This is a genomic window from Promicromonospora panici (genome assembly GCF_900608595.1).
GTDB classification, from domain to species: Bacteria; Actinomycetota; Actinomycetes; order Actinomycetales; family Cellulomonadaceae; genus Promicromonospora; species Promicromonospora panici.
Genome location: NZ_UWYY01000011.1, coordinates 156,478 through 177,244 on the forward strand (window position 1 = coordinate 156,478; position 20,767 = coordinate 177,244).

Here is a 20,767-nt window from a genome sequence, read left to right on the forward strand (position 1 = left end):
TTATGTGGGGTTCGGTACATGACACGCCACTCGACGGAGGACGAAAGCAGTCGGCTCCGCACCGCCGACGTCGCGCGCGAGTCGGGGTACTCGGTGCAGCAGGTCCGGGACCTGGAACGCCTCGGCGTCGTTCCGCCCGCCGTCCGCGGGGCGAACGGGTACCGGTCGTACACGCCTACGCACGTCCAGGCGCTGCGTGCCTACCGGGGACTCGCGAGCGCCGCCGGACCGGTGGAGGCGCGGCGCTTGCTCGCAGCCCTGTTCGCCGAGACGCCGACCGCCGGGACGCCGACCGCCGGACCACCGACCGCCGGACCACCGACCGCCGGGCAGCAGACGCCACGCCTCGCGGAGGCCGCGGCCGAGATCGGCGCCGTGCACGTGCGGCTTGCGCGCGAGCGCGACGAGGCACTCCGCGCGCAAGAGGCACTGCGCGCTATCCAGGGCGAGGTTTCGGACACCGGCGACACCATGACGATCACGGAGCTCGCCGCCGCCCTCGGCGTGCGTACGTCCACGTTGCGGTTCTGGGAGCAGGAGGGGCTCGCCGTCCCGGAACGCGTGACCACCCTGCGTGCCCGCCAGTACGGGACCGAGGCGATCCGGGAGGCGCGCATCGTCGCAGCGCTGCGCAGCAGCGGGTACGGCGTCCCCGCTGTGCGGGACGTCGTGGCGACGCTGCGCCAGGTCGACGGCATCGCCGAGGGGATCGCCGAGGCCGAGCGGATCCTCGACGCGCGTCTCGATCAGATCGCGATCCGGACCATCGCCCTGTTGCGGACCGGCGCCGATCTCGCTGCCGTCCTGGAGACCGCTGTGTCGCCGTGACTGCCCCGGCCTACCGGACTTCGTAGGCCGTCCGGATCGCCCAGGCTGGCCGGACTTTCCAGGACGGTCGGACTTCCGAGGACGGACGGCTCTCCCGGGGAGCCCGCCTGCGTATACGTTCCCCTACGTCCCGCGCCCGGACATCCCGCGCCCGCACATCGGCGCCCGGGATCAGTCGTCGCTGAGCTGCTTGCCCTGGCGCACCAGGTCCTGCAGCGCGCGCTGCACCCGCTCGACGTCGGGCACGTCGTCCAGGACCATGCCCGGCTGGTCCGTGCCGTCGGAGATGACGAGGGTGCCGCAGCCCCAGAACCGATCGCTGAGCTGCTTCTCGAACGTGACGTTGTTGATCCGGTAGAGCGGGATGTCCCGACCGGTCTGCGTCAGGATGCCGGTGCGTAGCGCGACCCGCTGGTTGGTGATGATGTAGCGCGTCGTGCGCCAGCGCAGGAACGGCCCGATGGCGGCGGCCAGGCCGAGCACGACGAGGACGAGCGTCGCGAACCAGAGCACTATCTGGTCCACCGGCAGCGGCACTATCCACAGGGCGACCAGGATGACGAGCAGCAGCACCAGCAGCAGGATCGGCTTCACGACCTTCTTCGGGTGGGTGCGGAGCTGCATCACGATGGTCTCGCCGTCGGCCAGGTGCTCTTCCCTCATTCCGCGAATACTGCCCTACTGCGTGATTCGGATCTACTGTGCGGCCAGGTTCCATCCCTCGATGGTGCGCAAGTTGTGCCCGTAGCCGAGTAGGCAGACGGCGGCGGTGCCCAGCTCGAACCGCGCCCCCAGCCGCGGGTCCACACCGAGCCAGACGGTGGCAAGCACCCGCAGCAGGTGGCCGTGCGCAACGAGCAGCACGTCGCCACCGGACCCGGCACCAGCGGCACCCGACCCGCCGTCGGACCCGCTACCCGACCGACCGGCGAGCACCTGTTCCGCCCTGGCCACGACCCGCGTCGCCCGCGCGGCGACCTCCTCCAGCGTCTCGCCGGGCCGCCCGTCGCCGTGCTCGGCCGACGGCGGCAGCACACGCACGCCGTCGTCGAAGATCAGGAACTCCCGCCCCAGCTCTGCGGAGACGTCGTGTGAGGTGCGTCCGTCCACGGGCCCGTAGTCCCACTCGGCCAGATCCTCGTCGACGACGGCGTCGGGGTACCCGGCGAGCTCCGCCGTCCGTCGCGCCCGGGTCAGCGGGGACGTGTAGACGGCGGCGAACCGGTAGTCGGCGAGAGTCGCTCCGGCGAACCGGGCCTGCTTCTCGCCGGCCGCGGTGAGCGGGATGTCGGTGCGTCCGGTGTGCTGCCCGCTCGCGCTCCACTCCGTCTCGCCGTGCCGCAGGAGCACGAGTTGCGGGTCGCGCGGGGGCTTCAGGACCGGGGGCTGATCAGACATGGGACGAGCATCCAGTGTTCGACGGCGAATCGCACCCCTGCTCGCCGCCGACCTGCGGGATACTTGAGAAATATTACTGGTTTGCCCTTTTCTGTGACGCGGTCTCACGACATCCTGGGCTCATGCCTGAGTTCGACGACGGTCAGCCTGAGACCGCACTGCCCAGCACCGCCTCCAGCAGCACCGAGACCAGCCCGGGGAGCGGCGGAGGCAGCACGACCGACGTCGTCGTCGAGACCGACGTGCTGGTCGTCGGCTCCGGCCCGGCGGGCGCGTCGGCCGCGCTGTTCCTGTCCAGCCTGGGGATCGGCACCATCATGATCACCAAGTACCGCTGGACGGCGAACACGCCCCGCGCGCACATCACCAACCAGCGCACCATGGAGATCTTCCGCGACCTGGGCATCGAGGACCAGGTGCTCGCGGACGCCACGCCGCACGAGCTGGTGGGCGACACGGTGTTCTGCACCACGATCGCGGGCGAGGAGATCGGCCGCATCCTCACCTGGGAGACCCATCCCGCCCGGGAGGGAGACGCGCGGCTCGCCTCGCCGTCGCTCACGGTGGACATCCCGCAGACCTACCTCGAGCCGATCCTGGTCAAGAACGCCACCCAGCGCGGCACGCAGTCGCGGTTCTCCACGGAGTACCTGAGCCACACGCAGGACGCCGACGGCGTCAGCACCCGCGTGCTCGACCGCCTCACCGGCACGGAGTACACCATCCGCTCGAAGTACCTGATCGGCGGCGACGGTGCGCGCTCGCAGGTCGCGGCCGACATCGACCTCCCGTTCGAGGGCGCGATGGACATCGCCGGATCGATGAACATCACGTTCAAGGCAGACCTCACGCACCTCGTGGGCCACCGCCCGTCCGTCCTGTACTGGGTGCTCCAGCCGGGGTCCGACGTCGGCGGCATCGGCGCGGGCCTGGTCCGCATGGTGCGGCCGTGGAACGAGTGGCTCATCGTGTGGGGCTACGACATCGCCGGCGAGCCGCCGCAGCTCGACGACGCCGCGGCGGCCGACATCGTGCGCCAGCTCGTCGGCGTCGACGACCTGGACGTCGAGATCACGGGCTACTCGCTGTGGGGCAACAACCAGATGTACGCGACGCACCTGCAGAAGGGCCGCGTCTTCTGCGCCGGCGATGCCGTGCACCGGCACCCGCCGAGCAACGGCCTGGGCTCGAACACGTCGGTCCAGGACTCCTACAACCTGGCGTGGAAGATCGCCGCGGTGCTGAACGGCCAGGCGGCGCCGTCGCTGCTGGACACCTACTCGACCGAGCGCGCGCCGATCGCCGAGCAGATCGTGCTGCGGGCCAACAAATCGGGCGGCGAGTTCCGGTTCATGGAGGTGCTCGGCGTGCTGGACGCCGAGACGCCCGAGGCGATGCAGGCCGCCATCGACGAGCGCAAGGCGAACACCCCGGCGGGCGAGGCGAAGCGCAAGGCGCTCGTCGAGGCCATGGACCTGAAGAACTACGAGTTCAACGCACACGGCGTGGACATGGGCCAGTTCTACGAGTCGGCCGCGATCGTCTCCGACGGGTCGCCCAAGCCGCTGGACGAGCGCGATCCCGAGCTCTACTACAAGCAGTCCACGGTCCCGGGCGCGCGGTTCCCGCACGTGTGGGTGGCCGACGTCGAAGGCCACAAGCGCTCGACCCACGACCTCGTGCCGTACGGGCAGTTCACGCTGGTGACCGGCATCGCGGGCGAGGCCTGGGCGGACGCCGCCGCGAAGGCCGCCGAGGAGCTCGACCTGCCGCTCGGGGCCGTGGTGATCGGGCCGGGGCGCGAGGTCATCGACACCTACTACGACTGGGCGAAGATGCGGGGCGTCGAGGAGTCGGGCGCGATCCTGGTCCGCCCGGACGCGCACGTGGCGTGGCGCGCGCAGACACTCGCCGACGACCCGGCGCGGGCGCTGGGCGACGCGCTGCGGGCGGTGCTCGGCCGGAGCGAGCAGGATGGGTGAGCCGGGTTCGGACGGCACGGGACCGGACGCCGCGGGCGCGGCGGGCGCGGCCGAGCAGGCCGCCCGCGAGCAGGAGCTCACCGACCGGGTGGTGGCGTCCTTCGCGGGCGCCGACGACGAGCGGCTGAGGACCGTCATGCAGGCCCTGACCCGGCACCTGCACGCGTTCCTGCGGGAGGTGCGCCTCACCGAGGACGAGTGGAACACGGGCATCGAGTTCCTCACCGCCGCCGGGCACATCACCGACGACAAGCGGCAGGAGTTCATCCTGCTCTCCGACGTGCTGGGCGCGTCCATGCAGACCATCGCGATCAACAACGAGGCCTACGCGAACGCGACGGAGGCCACGGTGTTCGGCCCCTTCTTCGTGGACGACGCCCCTCGCATCGACAACGGCGGGGACATCGCCGCCGGCGCCGCGGGCCAGCCGTGCTGGGTGGAGGGCACGGTCACCGACACCTCGGGCGACCCGGTCCCGGGCGCCCGGATCGAGGTGTGGGAGGCCGACGAGGACGGCTTCTACGACGTCCAGTACGGCGACGACCGCACGGCCGGCCGCGCCCACCTCTTCACGGAGGCCGACGGCGGCTACCGGTTCTGGGGCACCACCCCGACGCCGTACCCCATCCCGCACGACGGGCCCGTCGGCGCGCTGCTCGCGGCGTCCGGCCGGTCGCCTCTGCGGGCCGCGCACCTGCACTTCATGGTGACGGCGCCGGGGCTGCGGACCCTGGTGACCCACATCTTCGTGCGGGGCGACGAGCTGCTCGACGCCGACTCCGTGTTCGGCGTCAAGGACTCGCTCGTCATGGACTTCGCCGAGCAGCCGGCGGGCACCCCGACGCCGGACGGCCGCGCGGTCGAGGGCACCTGGTCGCGCACGCGGTTCGACATAGTGCTCGCCCCTGCTACCTCCCCTGCTGCCTGATCCGCGGACCGACCAGCACCACCTGAAAGTCACAGCACCACCTGCACGTCGTGTCAGACACACAGGCCACTCCGGTGACCCGTGCGCCTGACAGCTACCGGCTCGGCCACAGAGCTCGACCACAGAGATGGAGTGACGACGATGGTTCGCAACGGACAGAGCACGCACGTACGGGCGGCGTCGGCCTGGGTGTCGGCGGCGGCGCTGACCGCAGCCCTGGCGGGCTGCGGCGACGTGGGCGGCGGCACGATCGGGGGCGGCGAGGACGACGACGTCCTGAAGATCGGGTTCGTCTCGACCGAGACCGGCTCGTCGGCACTGTTCGGCGAGGCCAACGCCTACGTGATCGAGTCCATGGAGCAGTGGTTCTCCGACCACCCGGTGACCGTCGACGGCGTCAACCACACCGTCGAGATCATCGTGAAGGACTCGCAGTCCAGCTCCGCACGGGCGGGCGAGGTCGCGGCCGAGCTGATCAACAGCGACGGCGTCGACCTGGTGCTGACGTCGTCGACGCCGGACATCACCAACCCCGTCTCGGAGCAGTGCGAGGCCAACGCCGTGCCGTGCATCTCGACGGTCGCGCCGTGGCAGCCCTTCGCCATCCGGGAGGGTGACCAGCCCGCCGACCTGAAGTACAGCTACCACGCGTTCTGGGGCCTGGAGGACGTCTCGGCGGTGTACGCCGACATGTGGAGCCAGGTGGACACCAACAAGAAGGCCGCCGGCCTGTTCCCGAACGACCCCGACGGCCAGGCATGGAGCGCCAACTTCCCCGCCCTGACGAAGGACACCGGCGTCACCATCGACGACCCGGGCCTGTACCCGAACGGCACCCAGGACTTCTCGGCGCAGCTGTCCGCGTTCGAGGGCCACGACATCCTGGTCGGCGTGCCGATCCCGCCGGACTTCACCACGTTCTGGCAGCAGGCCGGGCAGCAGAGCTACCGGCCGAAGATCGCGACGATCGGCAAGGCCCTCCTGTTCCCGTCCGCGGTCGAGTCGCTGGGCAACGCGGGCGACGGCCTCACCTCCGAGGTCTGGTGGCACCCGACCGCGCCGTTCACCTCGTCGCTGACGGGGCAGACGGCGCAGGAGCTCGCCGACCAGTACGAGGCCGACACGGGCAAGCAGTGGACGCAGCCGCTCGGCTTCGCGGAGGCCCTGTTCGAGATCACCGTCGCCGCCGTCGAGCAGGCCGGCTCCACCGAGCCGGACGCGATCATCGAGGCCCTGTCCACGCTGGAGGTCTCCACGGTGGTCGGCGACGTCGCCTGGGGCGTCGATGACACCGTCCCGCCGTACGTCGCGAAGACGCCGCTGGTCGGCGGGCAGTGGCGCCTCGACGAGGGTGAGGACGAGGGCAGGAACCCCTACGAGCTCGTGGTGGTCTCCAACGAGCTCGCGCCCCAGATCCCCACGGGCGGCGAGGTCGAGCCGCTCCGGTAGCCGTTGGTCGAGCCAACCCGTTGGTCGAGCTGTCGAGACCCGAAAGGACTACACGTGCCCCTGCTCCAGGTCGCCGGCGTCGCCAAACGTTTCGGCCGCGTGGTCACGGCCCGCGACGTCTCGTTCGACGTGGCCGCCGGAGAGGCGCTGGGCCTCGTCGGCCCGAACGGGGCGGGCAAGACCACGCTGCTGGACATCGTCGCGGGCACCCAGCGGGCCGACGCGGGACGGGTGGTGCTCGACGGGCACGACGTCACCCGGCTCGGCGCCGCCGCCCGCGCCGGTCGCGGGGTCGCCCGGTCGTACCAGGTGCCGCGCCCTTTCGCGGAGCTCACCGTGTACGAGAACGTGCTGGTCGGCGCGTCGTTCGCGGGTCGGAAGCACACCGGGCGCACCGCGTCCCGGCACAGCAGGGCCCAGGCCTGGCACGCGCTCGAGGTGGCGGGCATGACCGAGGCGGCGAACACGCCGTCGGGCAGCCTGCGCCTGCTGGACCGCAAGCGGCTCGAGGTGGCGCGCGCCCTGGCGACCGGGCCGCGCCTCCTCCTGCTGGACGAGATTGCGGGCGGCCTCTCCGAGAGCGAGCTGCCGCAGATCGTGAGCCTCGTGCGCCACCTCCGGGACGACGGCGTGGCAGTCGTCTGGATCGAGCACGTGCTGCACGCGCTGCTCGACGTCGTCGACCGGCTGCTGTGCCTCGCCGCCGGCGAGGTGATCGCCCAGGGCGACCCGCACGAGGTGATCCGCAGCCCCGAGGTGGCCGAGGTGTACCTGGGCTCCACCGTCGAGTCGACCCGGGACCCGAGCCCTGGCCCGACGTCCGAGGGGGAGCGGGCATGAACGTGCTGGAGGCCACGGGCCTGGAGGTCCGGTACGGCGACCTGACGGCGGTCGACGGCGTCACCCTGGCCCTCACCGAGGGGGAGACCGTCGCGGTGCTCGGCGCCAACGGTGCGGGCAAATCCACCCTGCTCGCGGCGCTCGCGGGTACCCACCTGCCGACGTCGGGCCGCGTGCTGCTCGACGGCGAGCCCGTCACCCGCGTGCCCGCGCACCGGCGGGTGCGGCGCGGGATCGCGCTCGTGCCGGAGGGCCGGCGCATCTTCGGCTCGCTCACCGTCGAGGAGAACCTGCTCATGGGCCGGTACCCGAAACGACCCGGACCGTGGGACCTGCGCGCCGTCTACGACATGTTCCCCCTGGTGGCGGAGATGAAGGACCGGCGGGGCAGCGTCCTGTCCGGCGGCCAGCAGCAGGCCGTGGCGATCGGCCGGGCGCTCCTGGCCAACCCGCGGGTGCTGCTGCTCGACGAGGTGTCGCTCGGGCTCGCGCCGACCGTGGTGACGCAGATCTACGACGCCGTCCGGCGCATCACGGAGGCCGGCACGACGGCGCTCGTCGTCGAGCAGGACCTGGACCAGGCGCTGCGGGTGGCCGACCGCGTCCAGTGCCTCCTCGGCGGCCGGACCGTGCTGGAGGCGCCGGCCGCCGGCCTGGACCGCGCCGCTGTAGCGGACGCCTACTTCGGCACCCACCCCCGCCGAGGTAGAACCCCAGCGAGGTAGAACCCCAGCGAAACCGGAGGACCGATGGACTGGCTCAACGCCGGTGTGCAGGGCGTGCTGCTCGGTGGGCAGTACGCCCTCCTGGCCTGCGGCCTGTCGCTGATCTTCGGCGTGATGCGAATCGTCAACCTGGCGCACGGCGTGCTCGCGGTGCTCGCCGCGTACCTCTCGCTGGTCCTCGTGCAGCAGGGCCTGCCGCTGTCGCTCGCGATGGTCGTGGTGGTCCCGGTGTTCGCGGCGCTCGGCTATGCGGTGCAGCGCGGCCTGTTCAACCCGGCCCTCGCGCAGGTACGCGGCCGGACCTCCGGCGAGCTCGCGCCACTCCTGGTGTCGTTCGGCGTGGCCGTCGCACTCACGAACCTCCTCCAGGAGGTCTTCAGCGCGGACACCCGCAGGATCCCGACGGGCGGCCTCGCCTCGGCGGGCCTGCCGCTCGGCGAGCTCTCCATCGGCGTCCTGCCGCTGATCACCCTGGTCGTCGCGACGGCGGTCATCGCGGGGGTCCAGCTCTTCCTCGCCCGCACGGCCACCGGCCGCGCCATGCGCGCCGTCGCCGACGACGCCGGGGCCGCCGCGATGACCGGCGTCGACCCGAAGCACATGTACGCCGTGGCGACCGCCCTCGCGTTCGCCACGCTGGCGCTCGCGGGCGTGTTCGTCGGTATGAGCACCCAGTTCTCGCCGGGCTACGGCGACCTGGTGCTGCTGTTCGCGTTCGAGGCCGTGATCATCGGCGGGCTCGGCTCGCTGTGGGGCACGCTCGCGGGCGGCGTCGTGCTGGGCCTGGCCCAGACGATCGGCGCTCAGATCGACCCGCAGTCGGGGGTTCTCGCCGGGCACCTCGTCTTCCTCGCCGTGCTGGTCGTCCGGCCGGGCGGCCTGCTGCCGAGGAGCGTGCAGGCATGAGCGGGCCCGACGTCACGCGCGGCAGCCGCGGATCCCTGATCGGCGGCGGCGCCCTGCTGCTCGTCGTGGCGCTGCTCGCCGCCGTCGTCCCCTACGTGGTCACCCTCGGGGCACTGCCGAGCCTCGTGATGCTCTTCGCCCTCGTGATACTCGGTACCACCTGGAATCTGCTCGCGGGCTACGGGGGCATGGTCAGCGTCGGGCAGCAGGCCTACGTCGGTGTGGGCGGGTACGCCCTGATCCAGCTCGCCGACGCCGTCGGCGCCCCGCCGTGGGCCGCCGTCCTCGCGGCCGGGCTCATCGGCGGCTTGATCGCCGTGCCGACGAGCTACCTCGTGTTCCGCCTGGCCGGCGGCTACTTCGCGATCGGGACCTGGGTGGTCGCCGAGGTGTTCCGCCTGGTCACTATGCAGGCCGACGGACTGGGCGGCGGTTCCGGGCTGTCGCTGACCGCGTTCCGCGGCACCGACCGGGTCGAGCGCGTCGCCTTCGTGTACTGGTTCGCACTGGCCCTCATGGTCGCCGTCGTGCTCGGGACGTACCTGCTGATGCGCTCCCGTGTGGGACTCGGGCTCACTGCGATCCGCGACGACCGCGTCGCGGCGAGCAGCCTCGGTGTCGCCGTGGACCGCGGACGCCGGCTCGTGTACGTCGCCGGATCGGCCGGGGCCGCGCTCGCGGGGGCCCTGATCGCCCTGAACACCCTGGGCGTGACGCCGGGGTCGATCTACTCCGTGAACTGGACCGCGGCGATGATCTTCATAGCCGTGGTGGGCGGCCTCGGGACCATCGAAGGGCCGCTCGTCGGCGCCATCCTCTACTGGGTGCTGCAGCAGACGCTCGCGCCGCTCGGCACCTGGTACCTGGTGGTGCTCGGGGCGGTGGCGGTCGCCGTCGTGCTCCTCGCGCCGCGCGGCCTCTGGGGCCTGCTGGCGGGTCGCTTCCAGCTGTTCCCGACAACCTACCGAGCCCACCCAGTGGTTGTGAGCGGCACCGTTGCGCCCCAACCGGGCAGGTAGCCGCAACGATCGCGCCCACAACAAAGTTGCGACGGTGCGGTGAGGCTGATGTCACAGCCACTTCAGTCGACGCCGCGACTCGGTATCAACCAAAATGGTTAATCCGCACATCAGCGGTGAACCACGTGCACCGTAACCGTACGCCTGCACCGGAGGAGGACCATGACGGACGCCGACGACGCCCAGTACCACTCCATCGCCAACCCTCGCCGGACCACGCTCCTGCATCGGAGCGTCACCGAGGCCTATGTGCCGCAACGCGAGGAACGCGACGCTCCCGACGAAGCGTCCGCGGGCTGACCCGCACCGCGCTCGCGCCGAACAGCTGGTACCTCGACACAGCTGGTGCATCGACACAGCTGGTATCTCGACAGAGAAGCCCGGCCGCACGCCCCTCCGTGGCACGTGCGGCCGGGCTCTCTGCGTCGGGCCGGTGTACTCCCGTCCGCAATGCGAGACGGGTCCTACAGCTTCCGAAAGTTCACCCGGTGGCCCTCGAGCGTGCCCAAAACACCAGGTCCGGGCGGTGCCAAGGGAGCGGCTTCTGTGATGGACCTCACTCCCGTTACATTCCGGAAACATTTCCGCTAGGCTTGATGACGCACCTTCTTCCACAATTCGGTACTGCAGGTCGATGCATACAGCTACAAGGCGCAGCGAGTTCGGCACGGTCAGCCAGGCGGGCAAGGTCTCGCGGCGGCCGATATCACGTGGAGAAGGGACTCGCCGGCGACCAGGCCCCCACCATGGGGCAGGTCGGCCAGTGAACGTCCAGTCACGTACGGCGACAAAAACTGAGTGGGGAACCCAGGGATGAATGGCGAATCGATTCGACACTTTACTGACGGACGCGTGCCCGACGCCGGGATCGCGCACCTCTTCAGCGTCGAGAACCGATTCCAGGCACGCCTCGACGTCGAGGCCGCGCTCGCACTGGCCGAGGCCGAGGTAGGCCTGATCCCGGAGCCGGCCGGCGAGGCGATCGCACAGGCCGCGCAGATCGAGAAGCTGGACCTCGCCCGTGTCGCCGCCGAGACGGTGTCGGCGAGCCACCCTCTGATGCCGCTCATCGAGGAGTTCGCCCGGGTGGTCGGCCGGGAGCACGGCGGCTGGGTGCACTGGGGTGCCACCACGCAGAACATCACGCAGACCGCCGACGTCCTGGTGCTGCGTGATGCGCACCGCGCCCTCAAGGACCTGCTCGCCAAGGTCCTGCGGGGTATGTCGAAGCAGGCGGAGGCGTCCGCCGCGGTGCCGATGGCGGGCCGCACGCACAGCCAGCACGCGGTGCCGGTGACGTTCGGCTTCAAGGTCGCGGTCTGGATCGACGAGCTGACCGCCCACACCGACCGGCTCGAGCGCCTCGAGGACCGGCTGTTCCGGGTCCTCATGGGCGGCGCCGTCGGTACGTTCGCGTCGTTCGGGCCCGCCGGGCGCGAGGTCGAGCGCCGGGTCGCCAACCACCTCGGGCTCGGCACCATGCCGGTTCCGTCGCGCGCCATCAACGACGGCATCGTCGAGCTCGTGCTCGTCCTCGGCCAGGTGGCCGGGACCGCCGGCAAGATCGGCAAGGACATCTACTCGATGATGCAGCCGGAGTTCGGCGAGGCGTTCGAGCCCATCCCGGACGGGACCGTCGGCAGCTCGACCATGCCGCACAAGCGCAACCCGCAGCTCGCCCTCGACCTCCTGTCGATGAGCGCCCAGCTGCGCGCGCTCGCCGCGCCCGCACTGGAGTCGATGCAGCACGACCACGAGGCCAACGGCGGTATGACCGACCTCCTGGAGGAGACCGTCAAGCGCGCCACGGTGCTCGGCGGCGACATCCTGACCCGTCTCGACGTGATCCTCGACGGCCTCGAGCTCGACGAGCAGCGCATGCGCGCCAACCTGGCGCTGAGCGAGGGCCTCATCGGCTCGGAGTCGCTCATGATGGAGCTGGGCGAGCGCATCGGCCGGCAGAAGGCGCACGAGGTCGTGTACGAGGTGGCGCAGGAGTCGGCAGTCGGCGACGCGCAGTTCCTCGACCTCCTGGTGCGGAACGCGACTGTGAGCGCGTACTTCGACCGCGACGAGATCCGGCGTCTGATCGACCCGCGCGCGTACCTGGGCGAGAGCATCACGATCGCGCACGAGATGGCGCAGCACGCCCGCGCCGTCGCCGACCGGCTCGAGTTCAGCGCCCGCACGGCCAAGCCCGTGCCGCTCTTCGTGCGTGAGGCGGCAAAGCGGGACGACGACGCCGACGGCGCCGACCCGGTCACCACCGGTCGCGACGCCGCGGACCGGGTCGAGCACGACGCGCGGGCCGCGGACGAGCTGCTCCTCGTCGGGCTCTGATAGTCGGCCTCTGATATGTAGGCGCTCCAGCGCTTCAGAACGAGGCCTGCGGCCCTGACCCGGCGTACCAGGTACGCCGAGTCAGGGCCGCAGGCCTTTGCGCTGGTCCGTGAACCGACTCGGTCAGAAGAGCGTGCCCGACTCCCACGTCCGCCCTGCCCCGGTCCCGACCGGGGCAGGCGGCGTGACGGGGGCGGGAACCTCTGACGGCTCCGCGGCGTAGCCGACCCGCCGGAGCTCGGCGTCGGGAATCATCCCGGCGTCCGGGACGAGCATCTCGCCGACGCCGCCGCGTCCGGCCGCCCACTCCTCGGCGGCGAACCCGGCGAGCTGGTCGACCCGCTCGTTGTACGGGTTGCCCACGTGCCCCCGTACCCAGTGGAACCGGACCGGCCCGGTGCGTTCCGCGACGGCGCGGTCGATACCCTGTACGAGGTCGAGGTTCGGTACGGGGTCCCCGGACGGTGAGCGCCAGCCGTTGCGCTTCCATCCTTCGGACCATTCCGACACGGACCGGATGGCGTACTGCGAGCTCGACTCGACGAGCAGCGGCTCGTCGCCGGGATGTGCCTCGATCGCGCGCAGCAAGGCCGAGAGCGCGGCGACCTGGTCATTGCCCCGGGCAGCGCCGCCCGAGTCGAACTGACCGCCCGCGTGGTTGATCCACGCCCATCCGATCGCGCCGCCGGGTGCGGCCGACCCGTGCGTGCTGACGATGATCACGGCGTCCATTGTGCATCCTTCTGCCCGAGAATCCGTACGGCAGGCCGGGGAGCCGCGCGTTTGGAGCCCAGCCGATCGAGAGTTCGGTGTGGCGAATTCTGAGCCCTGGCGCCACGAAACCCATGCCGGGCGATCCGTGGGCATGATGACGTCGTGCCTCATCACCCCTCCGACCCGGCCCGTCGCCCGTCCGACGACGAGCCCACGCCCGCCGAGCGCGCTCACGAGCTGCACCCGTCGCGTCGCCGGACCCGCTCCGACATCCGGCGGTGGCGCCGGCTGCTCGCCGACGAGCGGGCCGAGGCCGCCGTCTACCGCGACCTGGCCGGGCGGCGTACGGGCGAGGAGCGCGAGATCCTGCTCGCGCTCGCGCGGGCGGAGAAGAGGCACGAGTCGCACTGGCTCGATCTCCTGGGGCCCGACGTCGGCGAACCCGTGCGCGGCGACCTCCGGACGCGGGCGCTCGGGTTCCTCGCGCGCCGCTTCGGCGGCGTCTTCGTGCTGGCGCTGGCACAGCGCGCCGAGGCCCGCTCGTCGTACGCGCACGACGCCGACGCCACGGTCACCATGGCGGCCGACGAGCAGATCCATGAAGAGGTGGTGCGCGCGCTGGCCACCCGGGGCCGGAACCGGCTGTCGGGCACGTTCCGCGCCGCGGTGTTCGGCGCGAACGACGGCCTCGTGTCGAACCTCGCGCTCGTGCTCGGCATCGGCGCCTCCGGCGTGGCGACGAGCACCGTCCTGCTGTCCGGCCTGGCCGGGCTCCTCGCGGGCGCGCTCTCCATGGCCGCCGGCGAGTTCGTGTCGGTGCGGTCGCAGCGGGAGCTGCTGGAGGCGTCCTCGCCGTCGCCCGACGCCGATGCCGCCCTGCCGCACCTCGACGTGGACGCGAACGAGCTCGCGCTCGTGTACCGGGCCCGGGGCATGGGTATCGAGGACGCGACGGCGCACGCCGACGCCGTCCTCGCCCGGCTCGCGGTCACCCCCGTCGAGCACGGGAGCCCGCTCCTGCAGCCGAACGAGTCGTCCGGGGAGACGCGGCCCGCCGACGCCGATCCGGAGGGCGACCCGGCCGCGGCCGACCTCGAGACGCACGGGACGGCGTGGGGTGCTGCGCTCTCCTCGTTCTGCTTCTTCGCGTCGGGCGCCGTGGTCCCGGTGCTGCCCTACCTGCTGGGTCTCGACGGCCTCGCCGCGGTGCTGGTCGCCACGGCGCTCGTCGGGCTCGCGCTGCTCGCGACGGGTGCCGTCGTCGGCCTGCTGTCGGGCACCTCTCCGCTCACCAGGGCGCTGCGCCAGATCGCCATCGGCCTGGGCGCCGCGGGTGTCACCTATGTGCTCGGCCTGGTGTTCGGGGCCACGGTCGGGTGATCTGCGGGTTCACTCGCAGGCCCTGCTCGACGCGTCCGATAGCCCTAGAATGCTCGAAAATGCCCGAGATGACGGGCCTCTCCGGACATGTCGCAGTTCCTAAGCACAAAATTCCTGATCCGCAAACCGCAGGTATGCAGTTGCCGATATCCGGGTCCGCCCGCAGATTAAATGTGTATGCATGGCTGGTAGCGGCCCACGCCGGGCCGGAGAGCGGGAGACCGATGTCGAAGGACGCGCTGACGGGCACGGGGGACACCCTCCGTCGCGTCGTCGTGCGCGCCGTCGGAACCATCGCGCTCGGCGCCGCGGGCCTCGCGTTCGGTGTCACCCTCGCGGCCCCCTCGGCCGCCGCGGAGCGCGGCCCGCTCGGCTCTGTCGTCGGCGACACGCTGGAGGCGACCGCGCAGACGGTCACCACGACCACAGACCTGCTCGGGCTGACCATCACCGCCGCCAACGACCAGGCCGTGGCCGACGGCGGACAGGCGGCAACGACGCCGCCCGCGCCGGAGCCGGAGGCCCCCGCGCCCGGGCAGGCCGTCGAGCCTGCACCGGAAGCGACGCCCGAGGCGGCGCCCACGCCCGCCGTCGACCAGCCGCAGTCGAGGCCCGCGCCGGCCGCCGCGAAGCCGGCCGCACAGTCCGCCGGGACCGGGACGACGTCGGCTACCGAGCCGGTTCTCCAGGGAGCCGAGCCGATCACCCAGACCGTCGATGGTGCGGTCACCGCGGTCTCCGAGGGCCTGCTGAAGCCGGTGACGGAGCCGGTCCGGACGTCTGTGGCGGAACCCGTGGGCGGCGTCGTCACGGAGATCACCGAGAAGCCCGTAGCGGGCGTCGCCGAGGTCGTCGAGCAGGTCTCCGACCCGGTGCTCAAGCCCGTCACGAAGCAGGTCGGCAACGTCGTCAAGCCTGTGACGGAGCCCCTCGGCGAAGGGCTCGCCCCGGTGACCGGCCTCGTCGGGGAGGTCGTCTCGCCGCTGACGCCGGTGCTCGGCGCGGTCACGGAGCCGCTCGCTCCGGTGACCGGCGGCATCCTGAAGCCCGTCGTCGGCCTGGTCTCCCCGGTGACCGACGTCGTGGGCGGTGTGACGGCCCCGATCGTGCGGGCGCTCGAACCCGCGACCGCTCCGGTCACGGACGCGCTCGCGCCGGTCCTGACGCCGGTCGGTTCGGTCGTCGCCCCCGTGGGCGATGTGCTCGCCCCGGTTGTCGAGCCCTTGACCCCGATCGTGGAGCCGCTCGCGCCCGTGACCGAGGTCCTCGTGCCTGAGCTTCCCGCCGTGCCGTCGGAGCCGGGCGGGCCTACGACTGTGCTCCCGCCCGCGCCGGCCGTGGAGCACCCCGAGCCGGCGTCCCCGGGGTCGCTGCAGGCCTCCGGTGGCGCCGAGGGTGTCGTGGTCTGGACCTCAGCGGGGGTCCAGCACGCGATGCTCGATCTGATGCAGGTGGGCGTCACCGCGGCGGACAGCACGCGCGCGCTGAGCGTCGTGACGGCGGGCGTCGTCCAGACGGGCGGCCCCGGCCTCCTCGGTGCGGGTCTTCCGCTCTCCGGGGGCGGCGGGAACGCCGTGCTGGCGAGCGCCGGTGGCCTCGTGGGCGGCGGCGCGCCGCAGCAGAAGCTGATGGGCGGCGAGCTCCTCGCGGTGCTGTCGGCGCTGCTGGTCTTCCGGGCCCGAGCCTGGCGGATGGCGACCGACGAGTCGCGCGCCAAGCTGTCCAGCAGCTACACGGATATCCCTGTCTCTCCTGCCTGACCTGGCTGGGCCGCGCGCACGCGTGCGGCACGCCCGACGGTGCATCTGCCGTCGGCTCCACGCCAGGCAAGGAGAGATCCATGGACAGGAACATCCGACGCGCGCTGTACACGGCTCTTGTCGCAGGCGGCATCGTGCTCGCCGGCGCCGCCGCTGCGCACGCCGCGGAGCGTCTGCCGGAGCCAGCCACTCAGGGAGCCACAGACGCGATCGAGGGCTCCGCCGCCACGCGCGGTGACCTCGGCGCGGCCGAGGACGCCGCCGGCGGCGATGGCGCTGCCGGCAATCGCGGCCCGGCTGGCGACGTCGTCGGCCCGGAGGGGATTCTCGGATCGCTCGCCGAGGGCGACGTCGGGGGAGTCGTGGACGGGGCGCTCGGCGAGGACGGCCTGGTCGACGACCTGTTGGGCGGTCTCCCGCCGGCCGAGGTTCCGGGGCCGGATGTTCCGAGGCCGGATGTTCCTGGGCCGGATGTTCCGGGGCCGGAGGAGCCGGGACCGGATGGACCTGGACAGGAGCAGCCGGGTACGGACGGGCCGGGAACTGACCCTGGTACTGACGACCCTGGCCCGGTTGACCCGGGGATCGATCCTGGCGTCGACGGGCCTGGGACCGACGAGCCCGGGCCGGATGAGCCTGGGACCGACGAGCCTGGGACCGACGAGCCTGGGACCGACGAGCCTGGAACGAATGAGCCCGGAACCGACGAGCCCGAAACAGGTAAGCCCGGTACCAGCAAGCCCGGTACCAGCAAGCCCGGTACCAGCAAGCCCGGTACCAGCAAGCCCGGCACCGGAAGTCCACGAGCCGATGGTGGTGACCCCGGAGCCGGAACGGACCGTCCCGGCACCACCCCTCCCGGCACCGGATCGACGACCGTCGGACACGGCGGCAGCCACGCCAACGACGGAGCCGAGCGTCCTGTGGACGTGACGCTCACCGACGCGTTCCAGGGCGGTCCTGGCAGCGCCGGCTCCGGCCGTGACACCCGGACCCCGGGTACGAACGGCCCGGAGGACGCCGAGGCGCCCGCAGCCGATCGGGAGCTCCCCGGCGGAGGCGTCGACATCACGTGGGGCGACAAGGCCGACGCCCACCGGGAGACGACATATGACGGGAGCTTCCTGTCGGGCGACGGCCTGCAGGCTGGGCTCACGGGCACCGAGCCTGAGCTCGAATCCGAGCCCGAGGCAGAGGCGAGACCGGCGGTTGTGCCCGGTGACGCCGACGTCTGGACGGGCCACATGTTTACGGGGCAGCTATCGCTGATCTCGCTCCTGTTGGGGCTGGGGATCGCGGCGCTCCGCATGCGTCGCCGTTGAAGCGTGGCTTGACCACGCTGTGACGGGCGACAACGATCCGGGCGCGGTCCCCGGTCGTGAGCCATCAAGGTGACTCGCGATCGAGGGCCGAACCAGGTCCGGGTCGGCAGGTTCGTGGGGTCGGGGCGCCGCTGGGGGGCGCCCCGGCCCGCGGACCGGGATTGAACAGAGCGGGAGCTCGGGACATCGGGGGGTGGCCTGAGCGCCCGCTCTGTCATGTCCGGGAGGTGCAGGACACATCCGGGGCACCGGTCGGGCGCCGGGCCGAGGCTTACGATCGGAGCATCATGCGCCGCCTGCTCGCCGACACCACGCCACTGAGGGTGTCGCCGGACTACCGGCGCCTCTGGTTCGGCCTGTCGGTCTCGAACATCGGCACGCAGGTGACCATCGTCGCGGTGGGCCTGCAGATCTACGCGTTGACCGGATCCACGCTCGCGGTCGGCGTGCTGGGCCTGTTCTCGCTGTTCCCGCTCGTGGTGCTCGGCCTGTACGGCGGGGCGCTCGTGGACCACTACGACCGGCGCAAGGTGTCCCTCGTGTCCTCGCTCGTGCTGTGGGTGGTCGTGGCCGGCATCGCGGCGCAGGCGTGGTTCGAGCTGGAGTCGGTGCACCTCCTGTACGGCCTGGTCGCCGTGCAGAGTGCGGCCTTCGCGATCAACAACCCGGCCCGGTCGGCGATCATCCCGCGCCTGCTCCCCAAGGAGCTCATGCCCGCGGCCAACGCGCTGACGACGCTCTCCATGAACGTCGCGCTCACCGGCGGGCCGCTGATCGGTGCCCTCCTGGTGGCCCAGCTCGGCTACGCCTGGGCGTACACGCTCGACATGGTGCTCTTCCTCGCCGCCCTGTGGGCCGTGTTCCGGCTGCCACCCGTGCTCCCGGAGCGTACGGAGGGCAACGGCGCGGTGTTGAACGCCAAGGGCCGGGTGGGCGCCGTCGGGCTGCGTTCCGTCCTGGACGGCCTGCGCTACCTGGCCACCCAGCCCAACGTGCGCACCACGTTCCTCGTCGACATCTGCGCGATGGTCCTCGCCTTCCCGCGCGTCCTATGGCCCGCGGCCGGCGTCATATACCTGGGCGGCGGCGAGACGACGACGGGTGTGCTCGCCGCGGCCTTCGCCATCGGCGGAGTCCTCGCGAGCGTGTTCTCCGGCGGGCTGACGCGCATGCGCAAGCAGGGACAGGTGATCGTCTGGGCGATCACCGCGTGGGGCCTGTCGATCGCGGCCTTCGGACTGGTGCTCGTGCTCGTGGGCCGGGACTCGCCGGACGGGGCGATCGTCGGCGCCGTCATCGCGGCGGGGATCGCCCTCGCGTTCGCCGGGGGCTCCGACAGCATCTCGTCAGTGTTCCGGCAGAGCATCCTGCAGACCGCGACGCCGGACCACATGCGCGGGCGCCTGCAGGGCGTGTTCATCGTCGTGGTCGCGGGCGGGCCGCGCCTCGGGGAGATGGTCCTCGGGGCCGAGGCGACGTGGTTCGGCGAGGGCTGGGCCGCCGTCTTCGGGGGCCTCACATGCGTGGCGCTGCTCTGGCTGACCGTCCGCCTCACCCCACGGTTCTGGCGCTACGACGCCCGCCACCCGGAACCCTGAGCGCTGCCGAAGTAGAGCGCCTGTCCGGCCCGGCCGTGCTGGAGGGCGGGATCGGGCCGGACAGGCGCTCTACTTCGGCGTCCGCGGTCAGGACTTCTTGGTCGTCTCCGCGGGGGTGCCGTTGGCCGGGGCCGCCGCCAGGGTCGAGATGAGCTGGTTGATGTCCACGCCCGTGAGCTGCTTGATGACGCCCTGGCCCTCGCCGAGCACGGACGCCACGTTCTTCGTGACCGCGGAGGCGCCGTCGGTCGAGATCACGGTCATACCCTGGATCGAGGCGATCGGCTCGGCGGCGGCGCGGACGATGTCGGGCAGACGCTCGATGAGCTCCTGCACCAGGGCCGCCTCGCCATACTTGCGCAGGGCCTCGGCCTTGGCGTCGATGGCGGTTGCCTCGGCGAGACCCTCGGCCTCGACGGCGATGGCCCGTGCCCGGCCCTCCGCCTCGATACCGGCTGCCAGCGCCACCTGCTTGTCGCGCTCGGCCTCACCGGCGCGGCGTACCGCCTCGGCGGATGCCTCGGCGTCCTGCAGCGCCGCGGTCTTGTTCGCCTCGGCGATGGTGGTGCGCTTGAACGCCTCGGCCTCCGTGGCCGCGTTGTTGGCGTCACGGCGGGCGTTGGCGCCCTGGACCTCCGCGTAGGCCTGGGCCTCGGCCGGCTTGCGGACCTCGATGTCGAGCCGCTCCTGCTCCACGCGAGCCTTCTCGGCCATGGCTTCGCGCTCCTGCTGGGCCACGAGACGGTCCTGCTCGGCACGGGCGAGCTGGCCGGCGGCGTCGGCCTCGGCGTTCGCCTTGTCCGTCTCCGCCTTGATGGCGGCCTTCTTCAGGTCGAGCGCCTTCTGCCGCTCGGCGATCTGCTCGGCCGCCTCGATCACGGCGAACTCCGACGCCCGGTTGGCCTCCGCCTCGGATACCTCGGCGAGCTGACGAGCGTTGGCGGCCTCGGCACGGCCGAGGTTCGCGAGGTAGTCCGACCCCGGCGTCGAGATGTCGGAGATGTTCAGCAGGTCGACCTGGAGGCCCTGCTCGGAGAGGTCGGTCTTGGTGGACTGCACCACGCGGTCCGAGAGGCCCTTGCGGTCCGAGATGATCTGCTCGATCGTCATGTCGCCGACGATCGACCGCAAGGAGCCCTCGAGGGATTCCTTGATGATCTCGGTCAGCAGGTGCTGCTGGGACAGGAAGCGCTGGGCGGCCCGCCGCACACCCTCCTCGTCACCGCGCACCTTGAAGTTGATCGACGCCTTGATCGCGATCTTGATGCGGTTCTTGTCGACGCCCTCGACGGTGATGCCGATCTGCCGCTGCTCCAGCGAGATCGCGAAGCCCTGCTGCAGCACCGGCCACACGAACGCCCGGCCGCCGACGACGACCCGCTGGCTCGCCATCTGCGCCTCGGACTTGCCGGCGCCGCGGCCCACGACGATCAGCGCCTCGTTCGGCGGCACGCGCCGGATGCGGCTCGCCACGAACGCGAGGACGAGGAAGATCGCGAGCACGCCCGCCACGACGGCGATCACGCCCACTAGTTGACCGGTCAGTTCCATGTCGGCTCCTGGGGATTGGATGCGGCG

At 71.8% G+C, this 20,767-nt stretch carries 18 protein-coding genes; 14 read left to right on the top strand and 4 right to left on the bottom strand.

The window, feature by feature from the left end:
- The first annotated feature begins 18 nt into the window (after nucleotides 1-18).
- The gene (locus EW117_RS14555; RefSeq protein ID WP_129787444.1) at nucleotides 19-828 is read left to right on the top strand and encodes a MerR family transcriptional regulator; all 810 of its coding nucleotides are present in this window, start codon (nucleotides 19-21) and stop codon (nucleotides 826-828) included.
- 171 nt (nucleotides 829-999) lie between these two features.
- On the opposite strand, the gene EW117_RS14560 is transcribed toward EW117_RS14555, so the two are convergent.
- Nucleotides 1,000-1,491, bottom strand: coding sequence for a PH domain-containing protein (locus tag EW117_RS14560; RefSeq protein ID WP_129787445.1), 492 nt, complete (start codon nucleotides 1,489-1,491; stop codon nucleotides 1,000-1,002).
- Nucleotides 1,492-1,524: 33 nt separating this feature from the next.
- Nucleotides 1,525-2,226, bottom strand: a complete 702-nt coding sequence (locus EW117_RS14565) for a histidine phosphatase family protein (protein ID WP_129787446.1) — start codon at nucleotides 2,224-2,226, stop codon at nucleotides 1,525-1,527.
- Between the two features lie 122 nt (nucleotides 2,227-2,348).
- Here EW117_RS14565 and EW117_RS14570 point away from each other — a divergent pair, with 122 nt between their 5' ends.
- The 9 genes from EW117_RS14570 (at nucleotide 2,349) to EW117_RS14605 (ending at nucleotide 12,415) form a co-directional block, all read left to right on the top strand.
- Nucleotides 2,349-4,208 carry an FAD-dependent oxidoreductase gene (locus EW117_RS14570; RefSeq protein ID WP_129787447.1) on the top strand — a complete coding sequence of 620 codons (1,860 nt, stop codon included), beginning with the start codon at nucleotides 2,349-2,351 and terminating at the stop codon, nucleotides 4,206-4,208.
- A complete protein-coding gene (locus tag EW117_RS14575; RefSeq protein WP_129787448.1) occupies nucleotides 4,201-5,136 on the top strand; it encodes a dioxygenase family protein in 936 nt (311 codons plus the stop codon). The genes EW117_RS14570 and EW117_RS14575 overlap by 8 nt, the downstream gene beginning before the upstream one ends.
- Nucleotides 5,137-5,277: 141 nt before the next feature.
- Nucleotides 5,278-6,585: an ABC transporter substrate-binding protein gene (locus EW117_RS14580; RefSeq protein ID WP_242504297.1), complete on the top strand. Its 1,308-nt coding sequence runs from the start codon at nucleotides 5,278-5,280 to the stop codon at nucleotides 6,583-6,585.
- A gap of 54 nt (nucleotides 6,586-6,639) precedes the next feature.
- Nucleotides 6,640-7,425 carry an ABC transporter ATP-binding protein gene (locus tag EW117_RS14585; protein ID WP_129787450.1) on the top strand — a complete coding sequence of 262 codons (786 nt, stop codon included), beginning with the start codon at nucleotides 6,640-6,642 and terminating at the stop codon, nucleotides 7,423-7,425.
- Nucleotides 7,422-8,150 (top strand): ABC transporter ATP-binding protein, encoded by a 729-nt coding sequence (locus EW117_RS14590; RefSeq protein ID WP_129787451.1) that lies wholly within the window; start codon nucleotides 7,422-7,424, stop codon nucleotides 8,148-8,150. The genes EW117_RS14585 and EW117_RS14590 overlap by 4 nt, the downstream gene beginning before the upstream one ends.
- 24 nt (nucleotides 8,151-8,174) lie before the next feature.
- Entirely contained in the window at nucleotides 8,175-9,056 is an 882-nt protein-coding gene (locus tag EW117_RS14595; RefSeq protein WP_129787452.1) for a branched-chain amino acid ABC transporter permease, read from the top strand.
- Entirely contained in the window at nucleotides 9,053-10,075 is a 1,023-nt protein-coding gene (locus EW117_RS14600) for a branched-chain amino acid ABC transporter permease (RefSeq protein WP_129787453.1), read from the top strand. The genes EW117_RS14595 and EW117_RS14600 overlap by 4 nt, the downstream gene beginning before the upstream one ends.
- Nucleotides 10,076-10,237: 162 nt before the next feature.
- Complete coding sequence (locus EW117_RS29455; RefSeq protein WP_165362696.1) at nucleotides 10,238-10,375, top strand: hypothetical protein; 138 nt, start codon at nucleotides 10,238-10,240, stop codon at nucleotides 10,373-10,375.
- 552 nt (nucleotides 10,376-10,927) lie between these two features.
- Nucleotides 10,928-12,415, top strand: coding sequence for a class-II fumarase/aspartase family protein (locus EW117_RS14605; RefSeq protein ID WP_242504298.1), 1,488 nt, complete (start codon nucleotides 10,928-10,930; stop codon nucleotides 12,413-12,415).
- Nucleotides 12,416-12,538: 123 nt separating this feature from the next.
- On the opposite strand, the gene EW117_RS14610 is transcribed toward EW117_RS14605, so the two are convergent.
- On the bottom strand, nucleotides 12,539-13,147 hold the full coding sequence (locus tag EW117_RS14610) for a ribonuclease H family protein (RefSeq protein ID WP_207211878.1): 609 nt from the start codon (nucleotides 13,145-13,147) through the stop codon (nucleotides 12,539-12,541).
- A 144-nt stretch (nucleotides 13,148-13,291) separates the two neighbouring features.
- Here EW117_RS14610 and EW117_RS14615 point away from each other — a divergent pair, with 144 nt between their 5' ends.
- From EW117_RS14615 to EW117_RS14630, 4 genes are all read left to right on the top strand, one after another.
- Entirely contained in the window at nucleotides 13,292-14,509 is a 1,218-nt protein-coding gene (locus EW117_RS14615) for a VIT1/CCC1 transporter family protein (protein WP_129787454.1), read from the top strand.
- A gap of 224 nt (nucleotides 14,510-14,733) precedes the next feature.
- Nucleotides 14,734-16,269 (top strand): hypothetical protein, encoded by a 1,536-nt coding sequence (locus EW117_RS14620; protein ID WP_129787455.1) that lies wholly within the window; start codon nucleotides 14,734-14,736, stop codon nucleotides 16,267-16,269.
- A gap of 80 nt (nucleotides 16,270-16,349) precedes the next feature.
- Complete coding sequence (locus EW117_RS29775) at nucleotides 16,350-17,591, top strand: hypothetical protein (RefSeq protein ID WP_207211879.1); 1,242 nt, start codon at nucleotides 16,350-16,352, stop codon at nucleotides 17,589-17,591.
- Nucleotides 17,592-17,878: 287 nt separating this feature from the next.
- Nucleotides 17,879-19,189 carry an MFS transporter gene (locus EW117_RS14630; RefSeq protein WP_129787456.1) on the top strand — a complete coding sequence of 437 codons (1,311 nt, stop codon included), beginning with the start codon at nucleotides 17,879-17,881 and terminating at the stop codon, nucleotides 19,187-19,189.
- Nucleotides 19,190-19,276: 87 nt separating this feature from the next.
- Here EW117_RS14630 and EW117_RS14635 read toward each other — a convergent pair whose 3' ends face one another.
- Nucleotides 19,277-20,740, bottom strand: coding sequence for a flotillin family protein (locus EW117_RS14635; protein WP_129787457.1), 1,464 nt, complete (start codon nucleotides 20,738-20,740; stop codon nucleotides 19,277-19,279).
- Nucleotides 20,741-20,767: the final 27 nt, after the last annotated feature.